Source organism: Veillonella intestinalis (assembly GCF_943193155.1).
Classification (GTDB): Bacteria; Bacillota; Negativicutes; order Veillonellales; family Veillonellaceae; genus Veillonella_A; species Veillonella_A intestinalis.
On record NZ_CALPDB010000003.1, the window covers coordinates 251,230 to 263,737 of the forward strand.

Sequence of the window (12,508 nt, forward strand, 5' to 3'; positions counted from 1 at the left end):
AGGCCCTTAGTATATGCGATGGTTACGCGAGCGGGCGCAAGCAACACCAAACCAGCCCTTTCTTGATGGCTATACTTATAAAACGATTTATGAATGCACTGTATTGCAAGCGGGCTTTTTAGAGTCCGTCGTGCGTGACGATATGCGCTTAGGCCTTTGTAGTGAAAATTCTGTGGATATGGCCATAACTTTATTTGCTTTATGGTCTTTAGGAAAAGAAGTCTTTTTAGTTAATCCTCATTTGACGGTTGCTGAACAAGAAGAACAGGCACAAGCATTGGGAGTAAAATTGATTTTTGCCTCTCCAAGGGTGCAAGAAAAGGTAGAAGAAACCTGCAATGGTCGTTTTTGTCGGCCTCATCATAGCTTTGTTAATGAAGTGGCCTGGCGCACTTGGCCTAAGTTACCTCCTATGGATAAGGCGACACGGACTCGGTTAGTTCAATGCTTTGAAGGCCTTTTGGTACCGCCTTTAATGGATCAAGCCATAGCGGCGATTATGAATACTAGTGCTACAACAGGAACCGTTAAATCGGTGCCTTTACGGTGGGGGCAAATTGAAGCCCATGTGAAGGCATCGGCTCAAGTTTTAGGGGTAGATTCACAGGATAATTGGTTAACTGTGTTACCTATGTTTCATGTTTCGGGTTTATCTATTATTTTGCGCACTCTGTATAATGGTACGGCGGCTACGATTATGTCTTCTTTTGAGGAAGACCGTGTGGTAGAGGCAATTACTTCTGGTAAACTAACCATGGTTTCATTAGTGCCCACCGTGTTACAACGTATTGTAGATCGAATTACTACGCATGCGTTGCGCGTTGTTCTCTTAGGGGGCGAATTTATTCCTAATACTTTGGTAGATGTGTGTTTAGCTAAGCAGATGCCAATTTTTAAAACCTATGGCATGACAGAGACATTTGCCCAAAGTGCAACGGTTAATGTGTTGGCTAAGCCTGCCAAATGTGAAGCAGTAGGTAAACCGCTGCCGGGGGTTGTCATTGAAGTTCGTAATCCTGATGAAGCGGGGATTGGTGAGATTTGGTTGCAGTCACCTATGCTGATGACGGGCTATTTAGGGCAACCGCCTATTGTAGGTTTTTTCAATACGGATGACATGGGATATTTAGACGAAGATGGCTATTTATATATAGTCAATCGCCGACAAGATATTATTATTTCTGGTGGTGAAAATATTTATCCTAAAGAATTAGAAGACTGTTTATATCGTCTAGTGGGGATTACAGAATGTGCAGTAGTGCCTAAGACTGATGAACGGTGGGGGCAGGTTCCTATTTTGTATTACGCTGGCGAGGCGTCTGTGAAAGCGGTTAAAGAACATTTACTCAATCATTTAGGGCGTTATAAACAACCAAAAGCGATTTGTCGCTTAGCTAAATTACCACGCAATAATTCAGGTAAAATTATGCGTCGTACTTTAATGGAAGAAGCGGCAGATATGTAATCAGACAATAGGCAATAGGTAATAGGCAATAGGCAATAGCTAATAGTAAATCGCCAATCGCAATAGCTAACAGTCAGGTTCTTAGTATCTTGGTTATGTTATTGTTTTACTGTATTGCTGAAGGATTTATTATACAAAAGGAGGTGTGAGGGCATGGCGAAACTAGAAATTATAGGGACAGGTGGTAAAGACAATAAGGCAGTCACTCATAAGCCAGCAATTACTATAGCAACTATTAAGTTGTGGCATATTGCTTTGCCCTTGCGCTTTACTTTTAAAACAGCTCAAGGCACTGTAAAGACACGAGAAAGTTTAATTATTGAAGTGACTACGACTACAGGTTATACCAGCTATGGTGAAGTAGTGGCATTTACGGATCCCTTTTATACGGCAGAGACGTTGTCTAAGAGTAAACAAATACTGGAGACTACGTGGCTGCCGTTCTTCATTGGTAAAACTTTGCAGAGCCCCTGGGACTGTTATCATGTCTTGCCAATAGAGGCTAATGCTTTGCGTGTTCACTATCCTATGGCTTGGGCTGGTCTTGAAAATGCCTTGCTTCACGCCTATTATGGGGAACAAGGTTTGTCTACTATTGATGAATTAGTACCTGGTCATAAGAATGGAAATATAGCATCTGGTGTTGTTTTAGGAGATATGCCGATTAGTGAATTATTAACAGCAGTAGCCACTCATGAGGCACAGGGATGTGACCGAATTAAATTAAAATTGACACCTCGTGATGCGGTTTTACGGGTGCAAACTGTTCGTGAAGCCTTTCCCCAGATTATATTAGCTGGCGATGCTAATTGCAGTTTTTCTCTTGAACAAGTGGATGATATAATAGCCTTAAATGCCTATAATTTACGCTCCTTAGAAGAGCCGTTTCAGATACCAAAAGGCGAGACGGGGGTTACAGTGTATGCTTCGTTGCCTCAAAGTTTGCGTAAGGCTATTCAAAGTCCTATATGCTTTGATGAAAGTGTACAATCACTTCGAGAGTTGCAAGCTATGTATGAAACGGGTTGGCTAGATCTGTTGAACATTAAAATTGGTCGTTTAGGTGGTTTACGTGAAACACTGCGTTGCTTAGCATATTGTCGTGAAAAGCAGATTGGCTATTGGATTGGTAGCATGGTGGAAAGTGGTATTTCAAAATATATGCATGTACAATTGGCAGCCTTAGCAGATACCTGGATGGCCGGCGATTTGTCTGACATGAACCGTTATTTTGAACGAGATATTATTACAACACCGATTCAATTTCAAAAAGGCTATATGCCTGTTGATTTTGAAGCGGGTTTAGGAACGGCGATTGATACAAAGCAGTTGAAGGCGTACGCATTAGATTGTCAAGAATTTTGTTAGCTGTATTAGTTTGCTCGTGAAATGAGAGCTAAGGCTAAGATAAAGATAAATATAGATGTAAATATAAATATAAATATAAATGTAAGGATAAAATAATGAATTTAGTTGATCAGTTACAGATACAATATGTGAATATGACCGATACAGGCTTTGAAAGTGCTATGCAGTTATCTACTTTTCATGCACAACCTTTTGGTTACCTAAATGGTGGTGCTACCATCGCTTTTTGTGAAGCGATTGCTGGTATGGCTAGTAATCATATGGGGGAAGGTATGTATGTTGGGGTAGGTCAGACTGTTACAGCCCAGCACTTACAGGCTATGAAAGCTGAGGGTGTATTAAAAGCTAAAGGAACCTTGTTACATAATGGCAAGCGAAATCATGTATGGGAGATTAAGTTGACGAATGAACAAGATGAACTTATTTCTCAGGTAACCGTTGTGAATGCATTGATTCGTATGGAAAAATAGGCTTGTGGCATTTATTAGTGTAATAAAAGATTAAGTAATGATAGAAAAGACTAAATAGTTTGTTAGTACAGCAAAATAAGTATAGGAGTTTAGTTTGTATGTTAGAACGTAAGACATTTAGCCTAGTGGTGCTAGTTGGAATTTTGGCAGGGATAGTAGGGATAGTATTTACGAACCTCTTACATGTCATTCAACATGCTATGTATAACTATAGCAGTGCTGATGGCTATAGCTTTGGTATGGGTGTAGCTCAAGTGAGTGGTGAGCATCGACTGTGGGCACTGTTAGCCTGTGGCCTTGTAGGTGGTGTAGGTTGGGTATTGATTCATCGCTATGGTGGAAAATTAGTAGATGTTAAGGATGCTGTCAAAGATGTGACAAAGGAAATGCCACCAATCACTACTTTGTTGCATGCTACTTTGCAGATTATCACTGTAGGGATGGGTTCACCGCTTGGACGAGAAGTGGCGCCTCGAGAAGCGACTTCGGCCTTGATTACCTGGGTTATGCGGTATGTAGAGGTAACTAAAGAGAATAAAGCCTTATTAATAGCTTGTGCTTCTGGGGCTGGTTTGGCGGCAGTGTATAATTCGCCTGTATCAGCTACTATTTTCGTGTTAGAAACACTATTATTAACTTGGAATATGCGAGCATTAAGCTCAGCTTTTGTTGCTTGTGGGGTGGCTACATTTATCGTTCGTTTAGGTTTAGGTGATACGATTCAGTACGATATGCCACAGCCGGCTATAGTGGGTGCTTTTGCTGAATTTGCTGTTGTATTAGGGATTATTATTGGTCTTACGGTTGTTTTTTTTGATAAATCACAGGCTAAATTACCTAAATTTGATTGTAAAAGCCCTAAGATGATTGCTTTGGCAGTAGTAGCTTTTGGTTTAGTTGGTGTAATGGCTATGTATTTTCCTGCTATTTTAGGCAATGGTAAGCCAGGCAATCAGTTAACTTTTGCTGAATTAGTTAGTTGGGAATATGCGTTAGGTTTATTTGCTACTAAGTGGGTTGCCGTATTATTGGCTTTGGTAGCAGGCGCCTATGGTGGTAAAATCACACCATCCATGATGTTAGGAAGTACATTAGCATTAGCATTAGCGGTAGCCTGGAGTGCTATGGTTGGCCCTATTTCCATTGGTTTAGCTGCTTTTTTAGGGGCTGTTGTATTTCTTGGCCTGGCACAAAAAATGCCACTTACATCAGCGGTATTTATGCTTGAATTATCACGTTTTTCTGTGGAACTATTATTCCCGATTGCCTTAGCTATGGGGATGGGGATGTTGACACAGCAGTGGTTTAAAGAAAAAGTGTAGGGAGGTTTAGCTATGCAGGTTAAAGGCTTAGATCATTTAGTTATTACAACGCAAGATTTAGCTAAGTGTTTACATTTTTATGTAGATATACTGGGGATGACTGTTCAAGAAAGTAAAGGGCGTTATGCTTTGCACTTTGGGAGTCAAAAGTTTAATATTCATACGAAAAAAAGCAGAATTTTTACCAGCTGCGCAATATCCAACTTATGGAAGTTTAGATTTGTGCTTAGTTGTGGAAGGGCCTATTGAAGCAGTAGTTAATGATATTACTACTAAAGGATATCCAATTGAATTAGGTCCTGTAGACCGGAATGGTGCTTTAGGACCGATGAAAAGCGTTTATTTGCGCGATGGGGATGGGAATTTAGTGGAATTGTGTTGTTATGAGGGCGTGAAATAAAAAATAGTAGGGGATAAGCTAATTAGTTGTAGCTTATTCAGGAGAGTTGTTTATTTAAAAATAAATTTAAATTTTACTTTGCAATGAGGTTCGTAAGCGAATAAGAAAAAACTAAAAATTTTCAAAAAAAGTACTTGCACACATTTTTTACTTGTGATAAAATAACTTTGTTGTTGCGAAAGAGTAAATAACAAGCACGACGAAAAGAATAGTATTTCTTTTAAATCGGGGCATAGCGCAGTTTGGTAGCGCACCTGGCTTGGGACCAGGGGGTCGCAGGTTCGAATCCTGCTGCTCCGACCATTTTTTTATTGCGGGTGTAGCTCAATGGTAGAGCCCCAGCCTTCCAAGCTGGTCGCGAGGGTTCGATTCCCTTCACCCGCTCCATTTTTTTATGTGGAATTTTTTCTGTATATTATGCTGAAATTATAGTAATTCAAACTGACTTGAATTGCATTTTTTATAATGGTTAGTGTATAATATATACGGTGAAAAATTCTTTTTTTAATTTCATATGGTCCAGTAGCTCAGTTGGATAGAGCAACGGCCTTCTAAGCCGTGGGTCGGGAGTTCGAATCTCTCCTGGATCACCACAGTAAATAAGCGGATAGTTCGAGTTGAGCTATTCGCTATTTTTGTAATTTTCGGTAATTTTTTCGGTGATTTTTTTGTATTTCCATCTCCATGATATCTTCATAACTATATCGTAAAATATAGATATAGTTAATTAAGGGAGGAACAATATATGAAAATGACTAATGCTTTAAAACGTAGCCTTATGGCGGCAGGATTATTGGCAGTTGTGGCAACTCCGTTATTGAATGATACAGCTAAGGCTGCAGATAATACTAAACCAAATGAAAATGCAAATATTAATGCAAAATATAATGCAAATTATAATTCTGGCAATGATAAGAAGAATTTAGAATGGCAGGCAAAAGCTATTGAACAGCTATTGCGTGGGAATTTAGATTCTATTAATGAGCAGCTTAATGAGCGCTTGCAACAACAAAATGATAAAGCAGATAAGAAACAGCAAGCTCAAGTTCAGAAGCAAGAGGCTAATGGAAAATTGCCAATGACTTTAACATCACGAGCAAATTTACCAGCATCATATGACAAACAGTATATTCAAAATAACTTTACTGACTTATCAAAGTATGTACTTGATACAGGTTTCGTAAATTCTGATTTTAGATTATATGTACAACCAATTCGAGTAAATAAAGATGTGTTAGAATTAGTTAGTTATGGCTTCTTAACGGATAATACGCCAGATATGTTTGCCCGTTATATGGCATATGACTTAAAAACTGATACTGTATATTACAGTAAATACCGTTTAAATTATGATGCTAATACATTGAAAACAACGGAAGTGGAAACATTTGATTCTGTAGAAACTGAATCATTACCAGCTGTTCATGATGAAATGATTGAATTAGCAAAACAAGTAGGCTACTAATAGATTGAAGTAGATTCTATTAAGTAGTTTCAATATAAAAACCCTCAAGTGTGAGAGAAATACATCACATTTGAGGGCTTTTTTGCATATTTTATATATTTGTAAAAAAGGAATTTATATAGGTTAATGGAGAATAGTATAATATAAAATTTGTAATATAACATAGAATTGTAATATTCATAAAATTTGTACAGGTAGTGATTGCTATGAGAGAGTGTGATGACTATGGTGTTACTAAAAAGTGAGCAACCAACATTTCATCAAGTAAAGCTAACAGAAATTAAGAGGGATCTCTTTTATATTATGAAAGTAGATTCAGAGGATACGATTGCTGTTGAATGTATTGAAGACTTTAATCCGCAGAATATAGAATCATATATTCATTATTATATTGATGAGGCTCAACTTAGTATTCAAGAGTTAGCATCTATCAAAGGTAGTGCGGATAAAGTAGTGGCGGTTTATATGGATACCAATACTATGGACACACATCCTTCATCTGCGGAATTATATCATCTGAAGCACAATCCGATTATTTCCAAATTAATTAAACGAGATGTGCAGGGCATAGCTTTTTTGTGCTGTATTGATACGAAGACACATGTATTAAAGGGGATGACTAAAGCGGTGAAACGAGATTTATTACTAGCTTTGGAGAAAACCTTTGAGCATCAGCGGGCACTGCACATTATAGAGGGATATACTGTACGGCGTTTCACAGGGATTAGTGGTGAGCGAGAGACGATTTTTTCAGAAGCTATTAAAACATTTTTAGGGGACGATGAAAAATTTACCAGTATTTATAAGCATCGCAATGAAGATACGAGTGAAGATACATATTATCGGAGTCAGAGTGAACAATATTTTATTGCTTGTCATCAAGAGCCTGTAACACCACGGTTAGGTGTTGCTATCTTTAAACAAGCTGAAACGGTACTGCGCAGTATTGATAAAAAAGCACAAAATAAATTAGAGTACACGGAAGCACTACAGATTTTAAATGGTCGATTGGTTAATATTCGAGCCGCCACAGTACGCATGTTAGAGGATGTAGTAAAACTCTATTTAGAAGAACGAGGATATGAATATAGGAAAATAGGGGACACTAATTCACAAGTGAGACATGTACAACCGGGGGCTGTAGTAGGGGGAAATCAAGAGGATATAAAGGAAGTGTGGCTGGCACCTCGCTTTGGAGAACGCGATTGTATATATGTAGGTCCTTATAAGGACGGTTATTATGCAAGTGTAGAGTTAGTTGATCATACTTGGCTGTTTATAGATTGTGTAGTCACTAAAAAAGACGTACAACTTGCTGTATACGAAGAGGTGATGTATAAGTTATATGATATGACGGAATCAGTGAATAAGTAGTAGATAATATATATCACATAATGTCAAAAAAACGACTATTTTATATTAGATGGCAAATAATATAATTTTTAATATTATCAGAATAATTTATTAAACTATTAAAAAATTGAAAATAGTGGTTTATTTATTTGACTATGTATAGACTTTAGTACAGTAAAATGGACTTAAGGTATCAAGATTTATTCTGATATAGATTATACATAGTGAATTGCTATTAATGTTTTGTAGTAAAGGAAGGATTTTTAATGTAAGTAGTTTATAATTAAGGGTGATGATTATGAAAAAGTATTCAATGGAACATGTGATGAGGTTTGTTATTTTTAGTATTTTAGGTATTATTATATTTTTCATACCCGTAACTATCGGTGGAAAATCAACAATTCCTCTAGATCACGTAGTTTCCTATATTTTAAAAATCCCATATTTTCAGGAAGTATATGGCGGGCTTTTAGTTGTTATTGGAGCCTTATTGCCCTTTATTACTAGAACGTGGAACAAAAATACAACGACTACAATTTTTTCTGTTTTAAATATTTTGGCCATTCCTTTTGTATATATGGCACTGATGAAAACAGGCCCAGAATTCTTGATGAACAAAGACACGATTCCTTTTATTTACTCTAAAATTGTAGTGCCTGTAATTACAATTGTGCCGATTGGGGCAGCCTTTTTGGCCTTATTAATTAACTATGGTCTTATGGAATTTGTTGGTGTATTTATGCGGCCAATTATGCGCCCTCTTTGGAAAACACCTGGTCGTTCAGCCATTGATGCGGTGGCCTCTTTCGTTGGTAGTTATTCTGTAGCCTTATTAATTACGAATCGTGTATATAAAGAAGGTAAATATACCGCAAAAGAAGCAGTTATTATTGCTACTGGATTCTCCACGGTATCAGCTACGTTTATGATTATCGTTGCTAAAACTCTTAATTTATTAGATGTATGGAACTTATATTTCTGGGCAACGGTTATTGTTACTTTCTTAGTAACCGCAGTGACTGCACGTATTTATCCAATCAGTCGCAAAGCTGATGAATACTATCAAGGTGTGCAAGGCAATGTCGAAAAGACAGTAGTTCAAGATAAATTTAAAGTAGCTTTTGAAGAGGCTATGGAAACAGCGGCTCAAGCAGATGGTATTATTGTAGGTACATATCACCATTTACGTGATGGTTTAAATTTGGCCCTCAAAATTGCTCCGTCCTTGATGGCTATTGGCGTGCTTGGCATTGTTATTGCTAACCACACGCCGGTATTTAATGTACTCGCTTATCTCTTATATCCATTTACATTTGTTACGGGCTTTGAAGAGCCATTCCTTGTAGCGAAAGCGTTATCTTTGGGGATTGCTGAAATGTTCTTACCAGCTGTGTTAGTTACTCATTTAAGCTTTGAAGCGCGCATGTTAGTTGCTATTACTTGTGTTTCCGAAGTATTGTTCTTCTCTGCTTCGATTCCATGTATGATGGCTACTGAGATTCCAATTAAATTAAGTGATTACTTTATCATTTGGTTCGAACGTGTAGCTTTATCAGTTTTAATTTCTGTGCCTGTTATTTATGCAGTGAAATTACTTATGTAGTAAAGGTACGTATGTAGTTAAAAGTACGTAGATAGTTAAAGGTACTTAGATAATGAAAGTGCTTAGATAGTAAAAGTATTTTGAAATAAATATTAAAAACCGCCTTATAGTTGTTTTACACAACTATAAGGCGGTTTTCTTATGGGTAATTAATATCTAACTTACCTTAGTCATTTAATTTTGAAAAGTCAACGGTAATACCTAGAGCTTTGGCAATACCTTCACCATAAGCAGGATCACATTGATAGCAATGTTTAGCATGACGTTCTTTAATGAAATCAGGTACACCATCCATAGCTCGTGCTGTATTTTCAAAGAGCGCTTGTTGCTGCTCTGGTTTCATAAGTCGGAATAACTTGCCTGGTTGGGTGAAGAAATCAGAATCATCTTCGTAGAAATCATATTGGTAGGCCGGACCAGTTACATCAAGGGCGGGCTCTTTAAATTCTGGCTGATTAGCCCATTCGCCATAGCTATTTGGCGCATAACCAATAGTGCTACCATGGTTACCATCTACACGGCCAAGGCCATCACGATGATACATATTAACAGGACATTTAGCCGCGTTAACAGGGATTTGGTGATAGTTAGTGCCTAAGCGGTAACGCTGTGCATCAGCATAGGAGAATAAACGACCTTGCAACATTCTATCTGGCGAGAAACTGATACCTGGTACGATTGTAGACGGTGCGAAAGCTGCTTGTTCTACATCTTGGAAATAATTTTCTGGATTGCGATTCAACTCCATTACGCCCACTTCGATTAGAGGGAACTCATCATGGTACCAAACTTTGGTTAAATCAAATGGATTGTAAGGCATCTGTTTCGCTTGTTCTTCAGTCATGACTTGAATGAACAATTTCCATTTTGGAAAATCGCCATTTTCAATGGCATCAAATAAATCACGTTGATGACTTTCGCGATCGTTGGCTACTAGATTGGCTGCTTCTTGGTCGGTTAAGTTTTCAATACCTTGTTGGCAAACCCAATGGAATTTTACCCAAACCCGTTCGTCCTTAGCATTAATTAAACTGTAAGTGTGGCTACCAAAACCGTGCATATGGCGATAGGAAGATGGAATACCACGGTCACTCATTACGATGGTGACTTGATGAATGGCTTCGGGAAGGCTGGTCCAGAAATCCCAGTTAGCGGTAGCATCGCGTAAGTTAGTTTTAGGATTGCGTTTTACAGCACGGTTTAAATCAGGGAATTGTAATGGATCGCGAATAAAGAATACGGGTGTATTGTTGCCAACTAAATCCCAGTTACCTTCTTCGGTGTAGAATTTAACAGCAAAACCACGAATGTCTCGCTCTGCATCGGCAGCGCCACGTTCACCGGCTACTGTGGAGAAGCGAACAAATAAATCAGTTTTTTTGCCAACTTCTGAGAAGATATTAGCTTTTGTGTATCGGGTAATGTCGTTTGTTACAGTAAAGGTGCCGAAAGCACCAGAGCCTTTGGCGTGCATGCGACGTTCAGGAATTACTTCACGAGCAAAGTGGCCTAATTTTTCCATGAGCCACACATCTTGCATCAAAACGGGACCACGCTTACCGGCAGTCATGCTATTATTGTTGTCCGGCACGGGCGCACCAAAAGCAGTGGTTAATTTCTTTTTGTCACTCATTTTGTCTGTCCTCCTTAGTACTTACTAGTTTATTAATGTCTAAGTAATGGATAATTATTATCCGTTGTTAATAATATTATAGCATTAATATTTTCGATGTACAAGAGGTTATGCAAAATGTGGGAGTGACGAATGCATTTCGATAAAATATGTGAAATATATTAAATTTGATATTATTTTGTATTAGTAGTAATATACAATCATACACTGGATAAAAACTTAGTTTGAGGGGAGGGAATTAATAAGTGTAAATGATGTAGGTAATTAATTGGTATTAGGAGGTACGGCGTATGGAAAAGGAAGAAAAACTAAAAGTCCCTATAAAAGGATATATTGCTTTTTTTGTCGCAATTATATTATTTTCAGGAATATTTTCGAATGTGGACTCCTGGTTAAAAGTATTGGATTTTAATGTATTAGCTGGCTCGTTTGGTAAGACTGGTATTATAGCTGAGAAAGCAGTTGATTTTAGGGGGAGTGGTGGATATGGAGCCAAAGATGGATTTTTATTTGCTATTACTTTAATTCCAACTGTAATTTTAGCATTGGGAATCGTTAATATGGTTGACGGCCTTGGCGGATTAAAGGCGGCTCAAAAACTAATGACACCAATTTTAAAACCATTGTTAGGTGTTTCAGGTATTACCGCATTAGCTAATATTGCCAATATGCAAAGTACGGATGCGGCGGCTGGAATGGTTAAAGAATTGGTTGATACAAAACAGATAACAGATGAAGAACGTTCGATAGTTATTATGTACCAGACAAGCGCGAGTGCTTTTGTGACGAATTATTTTTCTTCAGGTGCAGCCGTATTTGGTTTTATGGAAATTCCTATTATTGCACCTATTGTAATAATGTTGGTCTTTAAAATTGTAGGAGCTAACTTACTACGCATATATCTTGCCATGATAAGTAAATCATCTCATAAGGAGGTAAGCTAATGGCTAATCAAGAGACAGTAGTAAAAAAGAACTTATTAGATTTATTTATTGAAGGGGCCCGAAATGGCTATGATATAGGGGTAAAAAGTCTTTTGCCAAATGTATTAATGGCGTTTGTGCTAATTAGAATTTTAGATGTGACAGGTTTACTAAAAATTATTGGCGAAGTATTTACTCCTGTTATGGCTTTATGGGGACTACCAGGTGAAGCGGCAACAGTTTTAGTAGCTGCCTTTATGAGTATGGGTGGTGGCATTGGTGTTTTGGTGAGTTTATATACGAGTAATATTGTGGATCCTATTCAGTTGAGTTCACTTGTGCCAGCTATTTATTTAATTGGTAATCCAATACAGAATATTGGTAGATGCTTAGGGATAGCAGGAGTTAATTCAAAACATTATGTTGCTATAGTAATAATCTGTTACATTAATGCATTATTAGCGATTTGGGCTACGAGACTATTAATGATGGTATTATAAAATGCT

At 37.7% G+C, this 12,508-nt stretch carries 12 protein-coding genes and 3 tRNA genes; 14 read left to right on the forward strand and 1 reads right to left on the reverse strand.

Annotated elements, in window-relative coordinates; genetic code table 11:
- The first annotated feature begins 13 nt into the window (after window positions 1-13).
- The 12 genes from menE (at window position 14) to NFR44_RS05130 (ending at window position 9,446) form a co-directional block, all read left to right on the forward strand.
- The gene (gene menE / locus NFR44_RS05075) at window positions 14-1,465 is read left to right on the forward strand and encodes an o-succinylbenzoate--CoA ligase (RefSeq protein ID WP_251441606.1); all 1,452 of its coding nucleotides are present in this window, start codon (window positions 14-16) and stop codon (window positions 1,463-1,465) included.
- Window positions 1,466-1,618: 153 nt separating this feature from the next.
- Entirely contained in the window at window positions 1,619-2,833 is a 1,215-nt protein-coding gene (menC, locus tag NFR44_RS05080) for an o-succinylbenzoate synthase (protein ID WP_251441607.1), read from the forward strand.
- 95 nt (window positions 2,834-2,928) lie between these two features.
- Complete coding sequence (locus NFR44_RS05085) at window positions 2,929-3,303, forward strand: PaaI family thioesterase (protein ID WP_251441608.1); 375 nt, start codon at window positions 2,929-2,931, stop codon at window positions 3,301-3,303.
- Between the two features lie 98 nt (window positions 3,304-3,401).
- Window positions 3,402-4,625 carry a chloride channel protein gene (locus tag NFR44_RS05090; protein ID WP_251441609.1) on the forward strand — a complete coding sequence of 408 codons (1,224 nt, stop codon included), beginning with the start codon at window positions 3,402-3,404 and terminating at the stop codon, window positions 4,623-4,625.
- A 12-nt stretch (window positions 4,626-4,637) separates the two neighbouring features.
- Complete coding sequence (locus tag NFR44_RS05095) at window positions 4,638-4,874, forward strand: VOC family protein (RefSeq protein WP_251441610.1); 237 nt, start codon at window positions 4,638-4,640, stop codon at window positions 4,872-4,874.
- Window positions 4,762-5,025, forward strand: coding sequence for a VOC family protein (locus tag NFR44_RS05100; RefSeq protein WP_251441677.1), 264 nt, complete (start codon window positions 4,762-4,764; stop codon window positions 5,023-5,025). Before NFR44_RS05095 ends, NFR44_RS05100 begins: the two co-directional genes overlap by 113 nt.
- A gap of 226 nt (window positions 5,026-5,251) precedes the next feature.
- Window positions 5,252-5,328: transfer RNA gene (locus NFR44_RS05105), tRNA-Pro, on the forward strand.
- 10 nt (window positions 5,329-5,338) lie between these two features.
- A tRNA-Gly gene (locus NFR44_RS05110) sits at window positions 5,339-5,412 on the forward strand.
- Between the two features lie 129 nt (window positions 5,413-5,541).
- A tRNA-Arg gene (locus NFR44_RS05115) sits at window positions 5,542-5,618 on the forward strand.
- A gap of 152 nt (window positions 5,619-5,770) precedes the next feature.
- Window positions 5,771-6,490: a hypothetical protein gene (locus tag NFR44_RS05120; RefSeq protein ID WP_251441611.1), complete on the forward strand. Its 720-nt coding sequence runs from the start codon at window positions 5,771-5,773 to the stop codon at window positions 6,488-6,490.
- Window positions 6,491-6,793: 303 nt separating this feature from the next.
- The gene (locus NFR44_RS05125) at window positions 6,794-7,864 is read left to right on the forward strand and encodes a hypothetical protein (RefSeq protein WP_251441612.1); all 1,071 of its coding nucleotides are present in this window, start codon (window positions 6,794-6,796) and stop codon (window positions 7,862-7,864) included.
- 277 nt (window positions 7,865-8,141) lie between these two features.
- Window positions 8,142-9,446, forward strand: coding sequence for a YjiH family protein (locus NFR44_RS05130; protein ID WP_251441614.1), 1,305 nt, complete (start codon window positions 8,142-8,144; stop codon window positions 9,444-9,446).
- 166 nt (window positions 9,447-9,612) lie between these two features.
- On the opposite strand, the gene NFR44_RS05135 is transcribed toward NFR44_RS05130, so the two are convergent.
- On the reverse strand, window positions 9,613-11,079 hold the full coding sequence (locus NFR44_RS05135) for a catalase (protein WP_251441616.1): 1,467 nt from the start codon (window positions 11,077-11,079) through the stop codon (window positions 9,613-9,615).
- A gap of 290 nt (window positions 11,080-11,369) precedes the next feature.
- Between NFR44_RS05135 and NFR44_RS05140 the strand changes: the two genes are divergently transcribed.
- The gene (locus NFR44_RS05140) at window positions 11,370-12,023 is read left to right on the forward strand and encodes a nucleoside recognition domain-containing protein (protein WP_251441618.1); all 654 of its coding nucleotides are present in this window, start codon (window positions 11,370-11,372) and stop codon (window positions 12,021-12,023) included.
- The gene (locus tag NFR44_RS05145; protein ID WP_251441620.1) at window positions 12,023-12,502 is read left to right on the forward strand and encodes a YjiG family protein; all 480 of its coding nucleotides are present in this window, start codon (window positions 12,023-12,025) and stop codon (window positions 12,500-12,502) included. The genes NFR44_RS05140 and NFR44_RS05145 overlap by 1 nt, the downstream gene beginning before the upstream one ends.
- The last annotated feature ends 6 nt before the right edge of the window (window positions 12,503-12,508 follow it).